Raw genomic sequence first — 18,556 nt, 5'->3', positions numbered from 1 at the left:
AAATGAACATTGAATTATTAAAAAATCTAGTTGATTATGGAGTGATAGCTCTTTTAGTTTTTATGAGTTTTTTATCTTTTTGGTTTTTTATTGAGAGAATATTTTTTTACAAAAATATTGAAGTGAAGTTTTACAAATCAAAAAAAACATTAGAGATAGCTGTTACAAAACATTTATCTGTTATTGGAACAATTGCTTCAAATGCTCCTTATATAGGTTTATTGGGAACTGTATTAGCTATTATGCTTACTTTTATGACTATGAGTGAAGGTGATATTGAAGCAACTATGATAATGAGTTCTTTAGCCTTAGCCCTAAAAGCAACAGCTGTTGGTTTAGTTGTGGCAATTCTTTCTCAAGTTTTTTATAATGTATTAGCTCGATATGCAGAAGTAATTGAAAGTAAATTTGATGAAATTACAGAAATTTAATTCAATAAATGTAATTCCCTTTATTGATGTGTTATTAGTATTATTAGCTATTGTATTATTGACTTCAACTTTTATAGCCCGTGGTGATATTGCTGTATCTTTGGCAAAAGCAGCAAGTGCAAAAAAATCAGAGATAAAAAAAGAGTTTATTATTACAATCAAAGAGGATAATAGCTTATATTTAAATAAATCACATATAAGCTTTGAAAACCTTAGTTTGGAAGTAAATAAGATAAATAAAGATTCTCATATTTTTATTAAAAGCGATAAAAAAGCTGATTTTGAATCTTTTGTTACTGTTCTTGATTTATTAAAATCAAATGATTTTTCTAATATCTCTATAATCACAAAGAAAAACTAATGTTAAACTTTAAAAGATATTTTTATTCTTTTTTTCTGACAAGTTTTTTATATGGATTGGTTTTTACAGGGATATTATATAGTTATGATAGTTTAATTATTAAAAATAAAGTAAAAGAAAAATCTATAAATCTAAATTTTGTCTCTCTATTTGAACAAGAAAAGATAGTAAAAAAAGAGCCTGCTGTAAAAAAAGAAGTTCCTAAAAAAGAAATAAAAGAAACAAAGATATCAAAAAAAGCCACAAAAAAGAAAGTGCCTAAAAAAGAAGCAGTTAAGAAAGTAGTTGAAAAAAAGACTATTAGAAAAAAAACTGAAAAAGAAGAAAAAAAGATAGTAAAAAAAGAGCAAGAATTTATACAAAAAAGTGTAAAAAGAACTTATGAGCAAGACTTTTTAGAAGAACATCTTAAACAAATAGTAGCACTAATTCAAAAAAATATAAATTATCCAAAAAGAGCAAAACGATTAAATATTCAAGGAAAAGTACTAGTAAAATTTAAAATTTTAATTAATGGTGAAATTAAAGATGTAACCTCTATCTCTGGACATAGATTACTTATAAAATCATCACTTGAGGCTATTGAAAAAGCATCAAAAGAGTTCCCAAAGGTCAAAAAAGAGATAGTCATAAAAGTTCCAATAGAATATACTCTTACATAAGTTTATTAATAAAAAAATGCTACTATGCGCTTCATGAAAAATAGTTATAAAAGAATAGATGCACATTTATCAAGTTTAGGTTATTGTACAAGAGGTGATGCTAAAAAGTTTTTAAAAATAAATGAGCTTTTAGTAAATGAAAATAGAGTATTTAATCCCTCAACAAAAGCCTATCATGATGACATAACAATCAATGGTGAAAAACTTGATCCTGAAACTTTAACAATACTACTTAATAAACCCTCTGGTGTTATATGCTCTCACAATGATGCAGGAGTATTGATATACTCGTTACTTCCATATAGATGGACTCAACGAAATCCAAAAATTTCCACTGTTGGCAGACTTGATGTTGATACAACAGGTGCAATAATATTGACTGATAATGGAACTTTAAATCATAAACTTGCAAATCCTAAAAAAGAGATTTCTAAAATTTATGAAGCACATTTAAAAGTGCCTTTAAAAGGTGATGAAGAAAAAATTTTTGCTAGTGGAGAACTTCTTTTAAATGGAGAAGATAAACCCTTACTTCCAGCAAAATTAGAAGTTCTTTCTCCTACTTGTGTCCGATTAGAGATTGTTGAGGGCAAATATCATCAGGTAAAAAGAATGTTTGCAGCAGTTGATAATAGGGTTGTAAAACTTCATAGAATAAGTTTTGATAACTTTACGGTTGAAGATTTAAAAGAGGGTGAATATAAACAGATAAGTTTGTAAAGGCTTATGCTAATTTAAATCTATAGTAAACTTAAAGTGTGAATTTTTCATACCTTCCCTTTGATAGAACATATGAGCTTTTTCTCTTATTTGATTACAGCAAACTTCCATTTGTAAACAGTTGTTATCTTTTGATATTTTTCTTGCTTTGTCTAAAAGTTCTTTACCCACACCTTTTGAACGGTATCCCTTTTTAACTGCAAGTTCCATAATCTCTGCTATTTTTTCCACATGATGAAGTTGGTATTCTATTCTTAAATTTAAGCAAGCAATTGTTAAATCATCTTCTTCTGCAACAATTGAGTAAAAGTTTTCATTTTCTAAATATCTAATAAATATTTGTTCAAATTTTTTATAATCTAATTGGGTACTTTCCATATCACAAATCAAATCATAAATATCTTTTAAGTCATCAATTTTTGCCAGACGTATATTCATCTTAACTCTTTTAAAATATTGAAAACTTTTTAAATATTCTTTGTTCTAACTCTTTTACATTTTCTATTGCATTTTCTTCATGGTCTGAAAATCCCCAATTTACTAAAACAGATTCTATCCCTGCATTTGTTGCTGCTTGGACATCTTTGTGGCTGTCTCCTACTAAAAGGGATTTTTCTTTTGTAGTTTTTATCTCTTCAAGTATTTTATAAACCATCTCTGGGTGTGGTTTAGGTTTTAATACATCGTTATAACCAACTACTGTTTTAAAGTATTTGCCTATTTCTAAATGATTTAACATTCTATTTGCAAATTCACTATTGGCATTTGTGGCAACTGTAAAAATATAATCACTTTTTAAGTCTTCCAATAACTCTTTTATTCCATCATAAATTTCTAAGTCAGTTAAGCAATGGTCATAATAATAAGTTTCAAAAAGTTTACCTTGTTCTTCTGTAAAGTGTTTTGTTCCATAAAAAAATTCAGATGAGTTTATATTTGGATCATTTACATTTTTTAAAATATATTTTTTGTCTAAGGTTTCAAATCCTAAATTTTCTCTAACATAATTAATAGTATTTGCAATCATTCCACCACTATTGATTAAGGTTCCATCCATATCAAACATTATAAGTTTCATAAATTCTCCAAACTAAATTTTTTGATTAACAATCAATTAACACTGAATAGGTAGAATTCCAATACACATTTTGTATTTCTCCTACATTTTATACAAAAGAATAACACAACACCACTAAAGTTCAACTTCAAACACCAGAAGTTGAACTTTTTTTATGGTCTTACATCCCTCATAATCTCTTTCCAATTTCTCGAAAAATGTTTTTTGATATAAGTTTCTTTATGAGGTACTAAGCATCCAGCACAGTTTTGATGAATATAATCATCACCTTTATATTGAGCTCCATCTTTACTATCTATATTACAGTATGAGTAAAGAGTTTTTTCTTCGATCTTTTTAAATCCATTGTCATCGAATCTGAAGTTTGGACAGGCGCATAAGTAACAATTTAACTCTTCATAATCATGGCACTTCTTATTATCTTTATAAAGTGGACAGAAATCAGGCTCTTTTTTAACCATATTATCAAACCTAAAATACTTTATAACTTCTTCATCACTCAAGTCTTTTAATCTTTCCATGATATTTTGATGTCTTGTGGCATGCTTCTCAAACCATTCATTATAAGTCAAAGTATCTCCTTTAAAATTGGGGGTATTGTATTAAAATAGCTTTAATTTACCTTGAAATAAAAGATTTATATTCTTTTGATTATAATACGCGAATTATAATACAAACAATACAAAGAAAGGAGAGTTTATGATTAGTAAGAACAAAAAATATTTTACACTATTTGGAATGTTAGCTGCAACTGTTGATAGAAAAATCTCATCTATTTATAGTTTAATTCATTCTTTAATATCTATTGATATGCCAAAAATAGTAAATATACTTATATCAAGACAGTTAAAACCTGCAAAACTATATTCAACAAATAAAATAAAATAATTAGGAAAATAAAATATGAACAAGAAATTAACTACAAGCTTAGTTGCAAGCCTTCTAATAGCAACATCCAATCTTCATTCAGAAGAACTATCACAAATCACAGTCGTAAGTGCTACAAAATCAGAACAATCAATCAAAGATGTAACTTCAGATGTTGATGTTATTACTAAAGAAGAGATTGAAGAGAGACATTTTACAAATGTAAGTGATGCTTTAAAAACTATATCTGGTGTAAGTATAGTAAGTAATGGGGGAGTTGGACAATTAGACTCATTATTCGTAAGAGGTATAGATTCAAAAAGAATTTTAATTTTAATTGATGGGATAAGATATAATGAACCAGCTGGATTAAGTGGTGCTCCACTAGCTCAATTAAATATAGAAAATATAGAGCAAATTGAAGTGGTTAAAGGGGCTCAATCTGGTATTTGGGGAGCTGATGCTAGTGGTGGAGTAATAAATATAATTACATCTAAAGCCAAGGCAGGATTTCATGGAAATATTGGTATGGAAGCTGGAAGTTATAATACAAAAAAATTATATGGTTCAGTTTCAAATAAAAATAAATTGGGTTATTTAAAATTTGATGCAAGTAGAATATCTACAGATGGAATAAGTTCTTATGAACCAAATGGATCAAAATGGAAAGATTTAGGATATGAAAGAGATGGATATTCCAATAATACTTATAATATTGCAGGTGGCGTATATTTAACTGATTCTGATGAATTAGGTTTGACTTTTAAGAAAATTGGTTCAGAATATGATTATGATAGTTCAACTAAAGATAGGGATGATAAACTAACAAAAATTAAACATTATTTCAAATCTGCAAATTATATACATAAAGATGATTCTTATAAATTAAAATTAAATGCACAACAATCAAAATTTGACAGAAATCAAGACAATTCTATTTATAAAAGTTTAGTAAATGAATTCTCTGTTCAAGGTGATTATTCATATAGAAAAAGTGATGCAATAATTTTGGGTTTAGACAAACAAAATTTTGAAAATATAGATTCTAAAGATAAATATAATACACAAGCAATTTTTGTTTCAAATACAAATACTTTTGATAAGTTTATCATCAATGAAACTTTAAGGTATGATGATAATAGTAAGTTCGATGATAAATTTACAGGTAAAATAGGTATTAAATATAATATTAATAATGATATGGCCGTTTCTTCAAATTATGGTACAGCTTATAATGCTCCAACATTAGGGAATTTAAATTATACTCCTAGCTTATCTCCTGAAACTACAAAATCTTTTGATTTTAATTTTGAATATAAAGATTTTAAGATTACTTATTTTGAAAATAAAATTAAAGATATGATTAGATATGTTCCAAATTCATATCCAAATACACGGTATGAAAATCTTACTGGTGAGTCAACTTTTAAAGGTTATGAAGTAAGTTATATTAAAAATATATTTGAGAATATTTTATTAGGATTTAATTATACTCATTTATCTGCTAAAGATAATAAAGGAAATGATTTACCAAGAAGAGCAAAAAATGAGTTTAATGCATCTGTTGATTATTATGGAATTAAAAATACACATATCAATTTAAATAGTTCATATATTGGAAAAAGATATGATGATGCAGAAAAAACAAAAGAAACTGGGAATTACACTATTTGGAATGGTGTAATTAACTATGAGATTAAAAGAAATATAACTACTTATGTAAAAGTTGATAATATATTTAATAAATATTATCAAACAGTTTACAATTATGCTACACCTGGAAGAAGTGCATATATTGGTTTAAAGGTTAGTTTCTAATATGAAAAAGTTTTTATCAATACTTATTGTTTTAGCAGTAAATTTGTATTCACAAGAGAGAATAGTTACTCTAACTCCTTCTATAAATGAAATAGTCTATGCCTTAGGTGTTGGTAAAGATGTTGTTGCAAATACTAGATATTGTGATTTTCCAAAAGAGTCAAAAAAGGTTAAAAAAGTAGGAGGATATGCTTCTATTTCTTTGGAGAAAATCTTATTGGTAAATCCTAGTGTTGTGATTGCTCAAAATTATGATGAAAAACTACTTTCAAATCTAAAAAGACTTAATATCAAAACTTTGAGTTTCAAAACAGATAGTATAAAAGATATAAACAATACTATTTTTAGTTTAGGAAATTATTTTGATAAACAAGAAAAAGCCAAAGAGTTGATTTCAAATATAAATAACTCTTTGGCTTCATTAAAAGAAATAATAAAAGATAAAAAAATATTAATAGTAATAAGTCCTAAAAAAACCCTTTCAAATCAAATCTATGTATCAGGTAATTATTTGTATTTTGAAGATATTATAAAAGCTAGTGGAAATGTAAATGCTTTTCAATCTAAAAGCAAAGCACAACCAGTTGTAAATACAGAAAAGATAATCAAAATGAACCCTGATATTATAGTTTTACTTGCACCATTTTTTGAAGGTAAAACTAAAGAGCTAGAAGAGGTGAAAAAACTATGGTTAGATTTACCAATAAATGCAGCAAAAAATAAAAATGTATATACAGTAGATAAACTATATGCAGGAATTCCTAGTCAAAGGGTTGTCTATTTTATACAAGATTTTAAGAAGATATTAGAGAATGTTAGAGATAAATAACTACACAAGTTCTATTTTAAAAGATATCTCTTTTCATATAAAAGAGAATGAAAACTTAATAATTCTTGGACACAATGGTGCTGGAAAATCAACTTTAGCAAAAGTATTGTCTACTCTAATAGAAAATAATAGTGTAAAAATCTTTAATCAAAATCTTGAAGATATAAGTGATAAACAAAGAGCAACTCTAATAAATTATATTCCACCAAAATTTGAGATATTTGATGAGTATATAACCTTACGAGAATTTTTAGAACTTTCTTGTATAGCTTATGTGGATAATGAAAAGATTGACAAGGTCATTGAACTATTAAATTTAAAAAAATTAGAAAATAAATATTGTACAACTTTTAGTTCAGGAGAGAAACAACTTTTATTATTGGGTTCTAGTATTATGCATGATGCACAAATTACAATTTTTGATGAACTAACAGCAAATTTAGATATAAGTAGAATAAAAGAGGTCTTTGATATCTTTAAATCTGACTTTTTGAAACAAAAAATTATCATAACTCATAATTTAGATTTAGCTCATGCTTTAAAATACAAGATTTTATATATGGATTCAGGAAAAATTGAGTTTTTTGGAGAAAATGACGAGTTTTTTTCAAATGAAAATTTAGAAAAATTTTATAATAATTCAATTATAAAAATCAACGAACACTTAGTAGTTAATCTATGAAAAAACTACTTTTTCTATTAGCCTTAGTTATTTTATTAATAGCTCCATTTTTAGGGGAAATAACTCTAAATATAAATGATATATTTAATAGTAATACTATGACTAACCAAGTTTTTTGGGACTTGAGAGTTTCTAGGGTTTTATTGGCATTTTTTGTTGGTGGAATATTAGCTTTGGGTGGTTTGATTTTTCAAATAGTATTTAAAAACTCACTTATTACTCCTTATACTCTAGGAATAGCAAGTGGAACCACACTTTTTACAGCTATTTCTATTGTATTTTTTCCAGCTATTATTATGTCTATTTCATCAGCTTTTGGTTCACTTTTGACGATTATAATTTTGTATTTTATCTCAAAAAGAATAAATAAAAACTCCATCTCAGTCTCTACAAACTCTATTTTACTTATAGGTATTGCTTTATCATATTTCTATTCATCGGCTTTGATGTTAGTTTTTTATATGAGTAATTTACAACAAAATTATTCTATTGTTCGGTTTACTTTAGGGAGTTTAGATACTGTTGGATTTACAAGTGTAACAATATTGTTACTTGTAAGTGTGATTTTATATGGTATTATTTATTGGAAAAAATCAGAAATAAAACTTTTGCTTATATCAAATGATACAGCTTTTTTAAAAGGCTTAAATGTACATAAGTTAAATCTTCTTTTATTAATAGTTATATCTTTAAGTGTGGGGATAAGTATAAGTTTTGTTGGACCAATAGGTTTTGTGGGATTGGTGATTCCCCATATTATTAAACTGATTTATAAAAAGAGTGCAGATAAGCTTATTTTCCCAGTATTTTTTTATGGGGGAGTTTTTCTAGTAGCTTCTGATTTGATTGCAAGAAATTTAAATACAGCTTCAACTTTACCTATTGGAGTTGTGACTGCTTTTATTGGAGCTCCATTTTTTGTGTATTTATTGTTAAAAAGAAATAAAAGGTAATAAGATGAAAGCTTTATGTATCAGTGCAAGTGCTTCAAACCAAGGCAAGACAGTCCTAACGACAGCTTTATTATATCACTTCAAAGAATCAGTTCGACCTTTTAAGATGGGACCTGATTTTATAGATCCTCAATTTCATAAAATAGTTTGCCAAACTCCTAGTATAAACCTTGATAGATATATGATGAGCAAAGATGAAATAAAATGGATTTTTGAAAAATATAGTGATAAAAAAATCTCTATTTGTGAAGGTGTTATGGGCTTTTATGATGGACATGATAAAAAAAGTAGTGCTTATGATATATCAAGACTTTTAAAAATTCCTACAGTTATCTTACTTGATGGAAGTGGAAGTTATATAACCGTAAGTGCCCTTTTACAAGGATTAAAAACCTATAAAAAACACAATACAATAAAAGCTGTAATTTTAAATAAAATCTCTTCACAATCCCACTATGAACTAATAAAAAAGATAATAGAAAAAGATTTTAAAGATATTGTTGTTTTAGGTTGGATAAAAAAAGGTTTGGAATCCTTAGATGAGACACATCTGGGACTTGATTTAAAAGATTTAGGAAAGATAGAGAAAATAAGCCAAGATGTTTTAGAATATATTGATATGAAAAGATTAGAAAAGATATCAAAAGTCCATAAAAAGGTCAAATCTAATTATCCCTTTGAAAAAATACCAAAACAGAATAAAAAATTAGCCATAGTACATGATATAAACTTCTCTTTTTTGTATCATGATAATTTAGTTTTTTTAAAAGAGGTATTTGAGGAAGTAGTTATCGTCGATTCTACAAAGGATGAAGTTATTCCAAGTGATGCAGATATTGTTTATATTTGTGGGGGATATGTGGAAACAGATAGTGCTTATGAAAGAGTTAAAAACTCTCATGATTTTAAAGCATCACTTATAAAACATGCACAAGAAAAGCCCATATATGCTGAGTGTGCTGGACTTTTATATTTGGGAGTTGCTGTTGATGATAAACCTATGAGCTCTATTCTAGGTGTAAGTTTTACAAAAGAGAAAAGATTTCAAAGGATGGGTTACTATTTCAATGAAGATGGCATAAATGGTCATGCTTTTCACTATACAAAACCCCTTGATGAAAATAGTGGGTTTGATAGATTGTCTAAATCAAAAGCGCTTATTGGGAAATATGGTTCTTGGGAAAAGAACAAAGTCTTTGGTACATATTTACATTGTATGTTTAGAGGAAATGCTAAACTAATAAAAAAAAGATTATTGCCATAAGTAAAAGTAGTGAATCAAATTTTGATTTAAAATTAAGTGCATTTAGAACATCTTCTTTTAATATCTCTTCTCTTCCCTCACCAAAATAAGCTTTTTCTTTTATTTTACCAAAATAAGAAGTCGGACCTCCAAGTTTTACTCCTAAAGCTAAAGCCATAGCAGAAATAGGGTGCCCAGCATTTGGACTATCATGAAGTTTACCATATGAATTAAAGTTTTTTAAAGCATTAAATGAGTTAAAAAATAAAGCTATCAAAACAGCAGTTATTCGAGAAGGTATATAATTTACCACATCATCAAGTTTTGCAGAAAACTTACCAAAGTTTTCATATCTCTCATTTTTATATCCAACCATAGAATCAAGAGTATTAATTGCTTTATAAACAAAAGCCCCAATGACACCAAAAAGCAAGATATAAAACATGGGAGCTATTACTCCATCACTTAAATTTTCAGCATAAGTCTCAACTGCAGCTTTATTTATATCACTTTCACTCATATCTTTTGTGTCTCTACTAACCAACATAGAAATAGCGTATTTAGGGTCACTGGAATGAACAATTTCTTTTACACTATCATAAAGCATTTTTGATGAGATGGCAAAAGAACATAAGAACCCTTGAACTAAAATATTATCAAAAAGGCTTAGAAAATATGTGATAATAAAAACTATACTAATCAATGAAAGTGTCAAAGTAGCACCTCTTACAATAGAGTCCTTATAAAAACTTTTTTCAAACCATTTTATATAATTACCCATGAAAATAACAGGGTGTTTGAAGAATTTTACTTTCTCTAATTCTCCAAAAAAATAATCAATAAAATATGCAACTAAGACAGTGGTAAAATGCATCATCTAAACTCTTTTTTCAAAGCTTTTATAAATTTTTGCATGGCAGTTTTATCTTTTATAGCAACTCTTACAAAAGTCTTATTTAGAAAATCAAAGTTAGAACAATCTCTTATCATGATTTTGTAAGGGATTAGCTTCTCTTGTAAGGTCTGAGCATCACAGTCTTGAAGCTCTAGTAATAAATAGTTTGCTTGGCTTTTATATATTTTTTTTATGAAATTAAATCTTTCCAAGTGTTTGATAGTATATTCTTTGTTTTTTTGAGTTATTTTAATAGTTTTACTAATAAAATTTTTGTCTTTGATAGCATTTCGCAAGTAAATAGAATCAAAGTGAGATAGCTTCCACAAAGGCTCTTTTTCTTTTAGTCTTTTTATATTTTCAGAGTTTGAAATAATAGTACCAACTCTTATACTTGCACTACTATATATTTTTGTCATGGATTTTAAAATATATAGCTTATCATAGCTTTTTAATTTACTTATGATAGATTTTTTATTTGTAAAGTCTAAAAAACTTTCATCTACAAAAATAGTGCAGTTTTTTTCAAGCCAAGAGTTAAATAGTTTGTCCAAATCATAATATTCCCCATCAGGAGTTGAGGGGTTTACAAAGATAACTAAAGAGTTCTTTTTTACTTTTTTGTTTATCTGCTCAAATCTATTTATCAAATCAATTTTGAATCCAAAAGTTTGTGCTGCTTTTTTGTACTCTAAGTAAGCAGGAGAATATATTGTGCAGTGCTTTAAATCGCTATATCTAAAGAATGAAAAAATTGCGCTACTTCCACCATTGAAAAGTTCTATTTCATCAGCTTTTACACTATATTTTTTTGCTATTATTTTATATAGTTTTTCATATGTTGGATAGTTTGAAATATCTAAATTATTTAGGTCTGTTTTTATATTTGGTTTTAGAAAATTGATATTTGAAGATAGGTCTATTATTTCTTTTGGTTTTGAGCCTATTTTTTTGCTAAAAGCTAAAATATCACCACCATGACTAAATTGATTATTTGATTTCAAAAGTTCTCTTTTTTATGCAATGGTACTATAAAGTTTATATATAACAAATAAGAGGAAAAAAGAGTTATGAGAGAGTTTACATCTGCTGATATAGCATGTTTAGATGAGATTATAAAAGCTAGAAGAGATGTGAGAGGAAATAGATTTTTAGATAAAAAAATAGATGATAAAACCCTCGATAAACTCCTTCAAGCTGCTTGCGATGCTCCCTCAGTTGGTTTCTCACAACCTTGGAAATTTGTGATAGTAATAGATGCTAAAAAAAGAGATGAGATATATCAAGACTTCCTAAAAGAGAATGAAAAAGCAAAAGAGATTTTTAAAGATAAAGAACTCTATAGTAAACTAAAACTTGAAGGTATAAAAGAGTCTTACTTAAATATCGCAGTTTTATATGAAAAAAGTGATAAAAGAGTATTAGGGCAAACAAGTCAAAAAAAGATGGGTGAGTATAGTGTAGTTTGTGCCATCCAAAACTTTTGGTTGATGGCAAGGGCTCATAATATTGGTGTTGGTTGGGTGAGTATTTTAAAACCAAAAAAAGTAAAAAAGATTTTAAATATAGAAAAAAATCATAAACTTATAGCTTATTTGACAGTTGGTTATGTTGATGAGTTTTTAGATGAGCCAGAACTTTTAACCCTAGAGTGGGAAAAAAGAAAATCAATGAAAGATATCAAGGTCATATAGTGGGAGTAAAAACTAAACTTTTTTATGAAGATATAAAACCTTTTTTTGATATAAAATCTTTACAAGAGACAAAAAATGGTGAAAGTCATACTGTCTATATTTTGGATAATGATTATATTTTAAAGATATATGAAGAAGAAAATCTTTTTAATATCGATGCTGAAATCGAACTTTTAAACTACACAAGAAATCTTTGTGTGCCAAAAGTCATAAAAGATAATATTTTCATAAAAGGAAAAAGAGGTCTTGTTTTTTCTAAAGCAAAGGGTGAGAGTGTAGTGGAGTTTGTAAAATCAACTCATTTGGAGCAAATAGGGCAATTTTTAAGCTCTTTTCACAAAATGACAAAAAATAAAAAACATAATAATCTCTCTGCTTTTGGTAAGTCGCAATTAAGAGTATTGATAGAAAAAACTGGAAACAAAGCATTTCAAGAGGAGTTTGATTCTTTAAAAATAGAGCTTAAAAATGATGGTATTATTCATGGAGATCTCTTTTTAGATAATGCAACTTTTTGTGAAGATAAACTAACTTGTGTCTTTGATTTTAGTGATGCTTGTGAGGGCGACTTTATCTTTGATTTGGCAGTTGTAGCTTTATCTTGGTGTAGCAATAAAGAAGAGATAAATATACTTTTAAATGCTTATAATAAAGAGATAAAACTAGATGATTTTATTGTCTATTTAAGATATGCTTCACTTTATTATTGTGTTAAAAGGCATTTGACTAATAGAGATTATGATAACATTATTTTCAAAAATAAATTTATAGATTTGATATAGGAAAGAACTTGGTAAAAAATATTATAGGTAAGATTGATTTTGCAGAATTTTTAAGGGGCAAAAAGGCTACTTTTATGTTAAGCCTTAGCAATACACAAACGGTAAATATAGCTGGTCTAACACAAGCTGGAATCCCAGGAAAGATACACTTAACTCCCACCCTTGATAGTGAGTTTTTATGTACAGGGGAACTACGAAGTTTAGGTGAAATAGCTACAACTCCAAGTGGAGTTCCAACTCCTGCTCTTATTACAAGAGCTGTGCATCTTTTAAAGCCTTATTCAAATATAGAACTTCTAGATTTAGGACTTGAAGTCTCTCCCAAAGTAGATTATTTTAAAACACATACTTTTGGAATATCTCCCTCAAAATCAATCGCTCTTGATGCAAAAATAGATGCACTTGATATTTTTCAAAAGGGATTAGCTTTTGGTCAAACTTATGAGTGCCAAGATGACTATATAATTTTAGGTGAAAGTGTTCCAAGTGGTACTACAACAGCTAGAGCTACTTGCCAAGCTTTGGATTATGATTGTAAAGAGTTCTTTTCAAGTTCTTTTAAAGACTCTCCTACAACAATAAGAGATGAAACAGTTAAAAATGCATTATCTTATGTAAGAAGTGACGATGATATCTTTGCAAAACTTGGACGAGTGTCAGACAATATGCAAATATTTAATGCTGGTTTTATTTTAGGATTAAATAATAAAATAAAGGTAGTCCTAGCAGGTGGAACTCAGATGGCTTCAGTACTTCTAATAGTAAACTCAATTTTAAGAACCATGGGTGGAGAATTTGAAACTTCAAACTTAGCAATATGCACTACAAAATGGGTTCAAGAAGATGAAAAAAGTGATATAAAAGCACTATTAGAACTACTTGATTTTAAAATTGATGCTTATTATGTGGATTTTGATTTCTCACTTTCATCTCATCCTGCTTTAAAATTATATGATGAAGGTGAAGCAAAAGAGGGTGTTGGTGCAGGAGCAGCTTTAATGTATGGGCTTTTAAATGGTTTGTCAAAAGCTGATATAACCAAACAAGTTGAAAGCTTTTTAGGATAATAGTATGGATATTTTTATAGCAACATTTTTAAAAATGTTTTTTATTATGACACCATTTTTTGTATTGTCTGTTTTTTTAACCGTAGCAAATGAGGCAACAGCAAAAGAGAGAAAAGCTTTAGCTATCAAAGTTACAATTTCAGTGATTATTATGAGTTTGATTTTACTTTTTTTTGGAAAACATATATTTGCAGTTTTTGGTATAACTTTAGATGCTTTTAGAATAGGTGCTGGTGCCTTATTATTTTTATCAGCAGTTGATTTAATAAAAGGTAATAAAGATAGTGGCAAAGTAGGGACTAAAGATATCTCTCAGCTTGCAGTAGTACCCTTAGCAATTCCTGTTACAATAGGACCAGGAACTATTGGTATCTTACTTGTGATGGGTGCAACTTTTGATAGCACATCATCAATGATAATGGGAAGTTTAGCATTGATAAGTGCTGTTTTAGTTATAGGAATTATGCTTTATACCTCAAGTATCATTGAAAATATCATTGGGAAACAAGGTTTATTAGTAATATCAAAAATCACAGGTCTATTTTTATCAGCACTTGCAGCACAGATTGTATTTACTGGTATCAAAAACTTCTTAGGACTATAATGAAGATACTATATTACGGCGGACAAAAATCAGGAAAAAGTAAACTTGCAGAAGCAAAAGCAATAGAACTCTCAAAAAATAAAAAGCCATATTATATAGCAACCTATGATAATAGTTATGGCGATAAAGAGATGCAAAACAGGGTTTTAAAACATCAAAATCAAAGAAAAGATAAGTTTGAAACCATAGAAGAGAAATTTGATTTATCAAAAGTCATCAAAGATGATAATACTTATTTGATAGATTGTATCTCCATGTGGCTTTTAAATGGACTTGAAAAAGAAGAAGAAAAACTTTTAGAAGAAATAGAAAAACTAGCATCAATAAATGCAAATATAGTTTTTGTACTAAATGACGTAAGTAGTGGAGTTATACCTTTTGAAAAAGTTAGCCGTAAATATGTAGACCTAAGTGGAATCATAGGACAAAAGTTAGCAAGTATCTGTGATGAAGTTTATGAAGTGAAACTTGGACTTGCTCAAAGGTTGAAATAAGTGAAAAATGTTTTTTTGCCAAGAGAATTTGAATCAGGTCATGAATTATGTTTTTTTATTCATGATATATTGGCAAATGTTTTAGTGTATGGAGAAAAAGAAAATATTTTTAATTATGAATTTGCTTTAAAAGAAGAAATTGCTAATAATCTTACAGATGATGAAGATATTTTAAGTTTTTTATCTAAATATAAATTATATGAAGAGCGAAATAAAGTATTAAAAACTTTTATTTTACCAGCACTTTTATCTGATACATTACATTGTATTTATGAAGCTTTGATTTCATCAAAAAAAGCAAAACTAAATGTTACATATATGTTGATAAGGAAGCCAATCCAAGAAACTCTATATTTGTTAGAATCAATAGTTATTGATGAATTTACATTTGGAGAAAGTATGTCTGAAAATCCTTTAAAGTTAAGACCGAGTAATGCAGGTGGAATTGAAGGACATCAAAAAAGAATAAATACTGTACTTAATAAACTTGGACTATCTGATTTATTTTCTTCTTTATATCTTACAAATTTAAGATACAACAAAAAATGTGATGATAATTTTGATGGTATTTGTAATCATGCTATGCATTTGTTTACAGAACATGAGGCAATAAGAACAGAAAAATTAAATGTAAACTTTATTTTTTCGGGTTGGGATTCTAAATTAACTCAATGGGCTTATTTATATAGTAGATTACCTTATCTTATGTTGTATTTATATTATATAGTAGAATATATAATGGAAGAGATTTGTCCAACGGAGAAGTCGTATATTGAAGAAATGGAATTGAGAGTTTTTGCTCATTTTATCCTTTGGTTTGAAAATTTAAATAAAGATTACTATACAGATGAAATATTAAAAGTAGTAGAATTTGCAAAAAATAAAATAAATGATTTTTGTATGAAGAATTTAAAAAGACCTTTTGATAAATTAATTATTAATAATATCTCAAATAATGGCATATCTGACTACAAGGATAATAATTAGATGAATAATATCTCTATTTTTGGAACATCAAGTGATGCTGGAAAATCTACTATTACTTTTGTTATAGCTAAGATTTTACAAGACTTAGGTGTAAATGTAGCACCTTTTAAAGCTCAAAATGTATCAAACAATGCCTATGTATGTGATGATGGTAGTGAGATTGCTGTTGCTCAGTATTTTCAAGCTCAGGTTTTGGGTGTGCCTACTTCTTATCATCTTAATCCTGTCCTATTAAAATCAGGGAGAGGAAGTAATGCTTCTGTAATAGTTGAGGGGCAAGTAGTAGCTTCTAAGGATGTACTTACTTATTATAAAGATTTAGACCTACTAAAACCAGCAGTTGATAGATGTTTTTCTTATCTTGATGAGAAGTATGATTGTCTTGTTTGTGAGGGAGCTGGAAGTCCTGTGGAACTTAATCTTATGGATAAAGATTTATCAAATATCTACATCGCTACAAAATACAATACAAAAATCATACTCGTAGCAGACATCGAAAAAGGTGGAGTTTTTGCTTCGATTTATGGGGTTTATAATCTTCTTCCAAAAGAGTTACAAAAAAATGTAATCGGTGTGATTGTAAATAAGTTTCGTGGGGATTTATCCCTTTTTGATGAGGGCATAAAAATCATAGAAAATGATTTTAAGATACCAGTTCTTGGAGTGCTTCCTTATGTGCCATTTAATCTAGGTTTTGAAGATTCACAAAGTTTGAAAAATTATGCTCAAAATAGCAAAGATAGTATTATAAGAGTAGGGGTTATTTCATATCCTTATATGAGCAATTACAATGACTTCGAACCTTTGATTGCTGATAGTAATATAAACTTAGAATTTATAGAAAGCAGTATTTCTCTTGATAAGTTTGATATGATAATCTTGCCAGGCTCAAAGTTAGTGATAAAAGACCTCCAGTGGCTTAAATCAAACGGCTTATTTGATAGAATAAAAGAGTACCAAAAAACTATTTTAGGGCTTTGTGGTGGTTATGAGATGATGTTTAAAACACTTGATGATAAGTATGCATTGGAAAATAGTGAAGCTTGTATAGAAGAGGGTTTTGGTTTTATTGATGATGAGATAATCTTTGAAAAAGAGAAAGTTCTTAAAAAAGCTAGTTATAAAATCTTTAATTGTGAAATTGAAGGTTTTGAAATACACCACGGAGTTTCAAAAAAATATGAAATATCATATGAAACAGATAATATAAAAGGTACTTTTATCCATGCTATATTTGACAATGACAATATCAGAACCAAACTGTTTAAAACAATAAATAGTGATTATAAAGAGTTTGATTTTAAAGTATATAAAAAAGATACAATTGATAGTTTTATTTCAAATATGAGAAATAGACTTGATGTAAATAAAATATTGGAAAATATAAATGAATAATTTTATCTTAGGTTTTAAATTTGCTCTTAGCTATTTTACAATACTTCCTGTGAAGTTTAAAGAAGATGATGACTTATCAAAAAAAGAGATTTTATCTTTTATGCTTTTTTCTTTTCCTCTAATTGGATTAATACTTGGTTTTATTACTCTTGTTTTATACCATTTTTTATCTGATTTATCTTGGTTTGGAGCTGTTATATGTGCTGTGTTTTATATGATTCTTTATGGATTTATTCATACAGAAGCTATCATAGATGTGGTAGATGCTATTTATGCAAAACATAGTGGGAAAGATGCCTATGAAGTTATCAAAGAACCAACTATTGGTGCCATGGGAGTTTTGTATGCTTTTGCTTTTTTTACTTTAAAAATTGCTGGGATTGTATATCTGTTTTTAAATGGCTATCTTCTAGAGTTCGTATCAATTATAGTCATAAGTAGATTGATGCTTTTGTTTGTGATTAAAAACTTTGAATTTAAATCTTCATTTGTAAATCAACTAAAAGACTCACTCTCTACAAACATTTTTTTTGTAGCACTTTTAGTTTTTACTTTGACAAATATTATACTCGTGGGATTTAAAACTTTATCTCTTACTCTTTTTGCTTTTATTTTTTCATATTTAATTGCGCTATTTATAAGAAAAAATGTAGGTTTTTTAAATGGTGATGCATTAGGTACAATTTTAGAGCTATCTGAACTTTTTTTAATAATCATTCTTATTATTAAATGACTATTTGTAATAACCTTGTAATTATCTTATAATTATATTATAATTATTTATTATTTGGTTTTATTAAGGACTTAATAGATTTTGGAAGATGAGCGAAAGGGATTGTTTTATTTTGTGTAAGTTTTTCTTTTTCAAAACAAGATAATTCAACATTCATATTAGCTTTATTTAGAAGTAAAACTTTGTATTTTATACCTTCTATATTATAAGTTATATCTTTATTTCGAAAATCTATAATCTCTTTTTTCTTTGCCATAATCA

The 18,556-nt window shown here is 27.6% G+C and carries 24 protein-coding genes; 18 read left to right on the top strand and 6 right to left on the bottom strand.

Annotated elements, in window-relative coordinates:
* Positions 1-2: 2 nt before the first annotated feature.
* Genes exbB through ACNI3D_RS09670 form a run of 4 tightly spaced genes read left to right on the top strand, consistent with a single transcriptional unit; the run spans position 3 to position 2,174 of the window.
* Positions 3-431 (top strand): TonB-system energizer ExbB, encoded by a 429-nt coding sequence (gene exbB, locus ACNI3D_RS09685; RefSeq protein ID WP_419766840.1) that lies wholly within the window; start codon positions 3-5, stop codon positions 429-431.
* Positions 412-792, top strand: a complete 381-nt coding sequence (gene exbD, locus ACNI3D_RS09680; protein WP_419766839.1) for a TonB system transport protein ExbD — start codon at positions 412-414, stop codon at positions 790-792. The genes exbB and exbD overlap by 20 nt, the downstream gene beginning before the upstream one ends.
* Positions 792-1,454 (top strand): energy transducer TonB, encoded by a 663-nt coding sequence (locus ACNI3D_RS09675; RefSeq protein WP_419766838.1) that lies wholly within the window; start codon positions 792-794, stop codon positions 1,452-1,454. The genes exbD and ACNI3D_RS09675 overlap by 1 nt, the downstream gene beginning before the upstream one ends.
* A gap of 33 nt (positions 1,455-1,487) precedes the next feature.
* Positions 1,488-2,174 (top strand): pseudouridine synthase, encoded by a 687-nt coding sequence (locus ACNI3D_RS09670; RefSeq protein ID WP_419766837.1) that lies wholly within the window; start codon positions 1,488-1,490, stop codon positions 2,172-2,174.
* 9 nt (positions 2,175-2,183) lie between these two features.
* Here the strand turns inward: ACNI3D_RS09670 and ACNI3D_RS09665 are convergent, their stop codons facing one another.
* The 3 genes from ACNI3D_RS09665 to ACNI3D_RS09655 form a co-directional block, all read right to left on the bottom strand.
* Positions 2,184-2,612, bottom strand: coding sequence for a GNAT family N-acetyltransferase (locus ACNI3D_RS09665; protein WP_419766836.1), 429 nt, complete (start codon positions 2,610-2,612; stop codon positions 2,184-2,186).
* A gap of 10 nt (positions 2,613-2,622) precedes the next feature.
* Positions 2,623-3,252: an HAD family hydrolase gene (locus tag ACNI3D_RS09660; RefSeq protein WP_129099402.1), complete on the bottom strand. Its 630-nt coding sequence runs from the start codon at positions 3,250-3,252 to the stop codon at positions 2,623-2,625.
* A gap of 152 nt (positions 3,253-3,404) precedes the next feature.
* A complete protein-coding gene (locus tag ACNI3D_RS09655; protein ID WP_129099401.1) occupies positions 3,405-3,824 on the bottom strand; it encodes a hypothetical protein in 420 nt (139 codons plus the stop codon).
* Positions 3,825-3,951: 127 nt separating this feature from the next.
* Here ACNI3D_RS09655 and ACNI3D_RS09650 point away from each other — a divergent pair, with 127 nt between their 5' ends.
* Genes ACNI3D_RS09650 through ACNI3D_RS09625 form a run of 6 tightly spaced genes read left to right on the top strand, consistent with a single transcriptional unit; the run spans position 3,952 to position 9,665 of the window.
* A complete protein-coding gene (locus ACNI3D_RS09650) occupies positions 3,952-4,140 on the top strand; it encodes a hypothetical protein (RefSeq protein ID WP_419766835.1) in 189 nt (62 codons plus the stop codon).
* Positions 4,141-4,155: 15 nt separating this feature from the next.
* Complete coding sequence (locus ACNI3D_RS09645) at positions 4,156-5,937, top strand: TonB-dependent receptor domain-containing protein (RefSeq protein ID WP_419766834.1); 1,782 nt, start codon at positions 4,156-4,158, stop codon at positions 5,935-5,937.
* Between the two features lies 1 nt (position 5,938).
* Positions 5,939-6,766, top strand: coding sequence for an ABC transporter substrate-binding protein (locus tag ACNI3D_RS09640; RefSeq protein ID WP_419766833.1), 828 nt, complete (start codon positions 5,939-5,941; stop codon positions 6,764-6,766).
* Complete coding sequence (locus tag ACNI3D_RS09635) at positions 6,750-7,448, top strand: ATP-binding cassette domain-containing protein (protein ID WP_419766832.1); 699 nt, start codon at positions 6,750-6,752, stop codon at positions 7,446-7,448. The genes ACNI3D_RS09640 and ACNI3D_RS09635 overlap by 17 nt, the downstream gene beginning before the upstream one ends.
* A complete protein-coding gene (locus tag ACNI3D_RS09630; protein WP_419766831.1) occupies positions 7,445-8,401 on the top strand; it encodes a FecCD family ABC transporter permease in 957 nt (318 codons plus the stop codon). The genes ACNI3D_RS09635 and ACNI3D_RS09630 overlap by 4 nt, the downstream gene beginning before the upstream one ends.
* Positions 8,402-8,405: 4 nt before the next feature.
* A complete protein-coding gene (locus ACNI3D_RS09625) occupies positions 8,406-9,665 on the top strand; it encodes a cobyrinic acid a,c-diamide synthase CobB (RefSeq protein ID WP_419766830.1) in 1,260 nt (419 codons plus the stop codon).
* Here the strand turns inward: ACNI3D_RS09625 and cbiB are convergent.
* Entirely contained in the window at positions 9,634-10,521 is an 888-nt protein-coding gene (cbiB, locus tag ACNI3D_RS09620; protein WP_419766829.1) for an adenosylcobinamide-phosphate synthase CbiB, read from the bottom strand. The two genes, ACNI3D_RS09625 and cbiB, sit on opposite strands and share 32 nt — an antisense overlap.
* Positions 10,518-11,543, bottom strand: coding sequence for an aminotransferase class I/II-fold pyridoxal phosphate-dependent enzyme (locus ACNI3D_RS09615; protein ID WP_419766828.1), 1,026 nt, complete (start codon positions 11,541-11,543; stop codon positions 10,518-10,520). Before ACNI3D_RS09615 ends, cbiB begins: the two co-directional genes overlap by 4 nt.
* A 66-nt stretch (positions 11,544-11,609) precedes the next feature.
* Between ACNI3D_RS09615 and bluB the strand changes: the two genes are divergently transcribed.
* Genes bluB through ACNI3D_RS09575 form a run of 8 tightly spaced genes read left to right on the top strand, consistent with a single transcriptional unit; the run spans position 11,610 to position 18,295 of the window.
* Positions 11,610-12,233 carry a 5,6-dimethylbenzimidazole synthase gene (gene bluB, locus ACNI3D_RS09610; RefSeq protein WP_419766827.1) on the top strand — a complete coding sequence of 208 codons (624 nt, stop codon included), beginning with the start codon at positions 11,610-11,612 and terminating at the stop codon, positions 12,231-12,233.
* On the top strand, positions 12,233-13,015 hold the full coding sequence (locus ACNI3D_RS09605; RefSeq protein ID WP_164969701.1) for a phosphotransferase: 783 nt from the start codon (positions 12,233-12,235) through the stop codon (positions 13,013-13,015). Before bluB ends, ACNI3D_RS09605 begins: the two co-directional genes overlap by 1 nt.
* Positions 13,016-13,023: 8 nt before the next feature.
* Entirely contained in the window at positions 13,024-14,082 is a 1,059-nt protein-coding gene (locus ACNI3D_RS09600) for a nicotinate-nucleotide--dimethylbenzimidazole phosphoribosyltransferase (protein WP_419766826.1), read from the top strand.
* Positions 14,083-14,086: 4 nt separating this feature from the next.
* Positions 14,087-14,686 carry a MarC family protein gene (locus ACNI3D_RS09595; RefSeq protein ID WP_129099389.1) on the top strand — a complete coding sequence of 200 codons (600 nt, stop codon included), beginning with the start codon at positions 14,087-14,089 and terminating at the stop codon, positions 14,684-14,686.
* Positions 14,686-15,180, top strand: a complete 495-nt coding sequence (locus ACNI3D_RS09590; RefSeq protein WP_419766825.1) for a bifunctional adenosylcobinamide kinase/adenosylcobinamide-phosphate guanylyltransferase — start codon at positions 14,686-14,688, stop codon at positions 15,178-15,180. Before ACNI3D_RS09595 ends, ACNI3D_RS09590 begins: the two co-directional genes overlap by 1 nt.
* Positions 15,181-16,167 carry a hypothetical protein gene (locus tag ACNI3D_RS09585; protein WP_419766824.1) on the top strand — a complete coding sequence of 329 codons (987 nt, stop codon included), beginning with the start codon at positions 15,181-15,183 and terminating at the stop codon, positions 16,165-16,167. It begins immediately after the preceding gene.
* The gene (locus tag ACNI3D_RS09580; protein WP_419766823.1) at positions 16,168-17,562 is read left to right on the top strand and encodes a cobyric acid synthase; all 1,395 of its coding nucleotides are present in this window, start codon (positions 16,168-16,170) and stop codon (positions 17,560-17,562) included.
* Positions 17,555-18,295, top strand: coding sequence for an adenosylcobinamide-GDP ribazoletransferase (locus tag ACNI3D_RS09575; RefSeq protein WP_419766822.1), 741 nt, complete (start codon positions 17,555-17,557; stop codon positions 18,293-18,295). The genes ACNI3D_RS09580 and ACNI3D_RS09575 overlap by 8 nt, the downstream gene beginning before the upstream one ends.
* A 43-nt stretch (positions 18,296-18,338) precedes the next feature.
* Here the strand turns inward: ACNI3D_RS09575 and ACNI3D_RS09570 are convergent, their stop codons facing one another.
* Positions 18,339-18,551 (bottom strand): hypothetical protein, encoded by a 213-nt coding sequence (locus ACNI3D_RS09570; RefSeq protein ID WP_129099384.1) that lies wholly within the window; start codon positions 18,549-18,551, stop codon positions 18,339-18,341.
* Positions 18,552-18,556 lie beyond the last annotated feature (5 nt).

The sequence above is a fragment of the Arcobacter siniprincipis (SeqCode) genome (genome assembly GCF_048571125.1).
GTDB lineage: Bacteria > Campylobacterota > Campylobacteria > Campylobacterales > Arcobacteraceae > Arcobacter > Arcobacter siniprincipis.
This window is presented reverse-complemented; position numbering and strand designations above follow the sequence as displayed.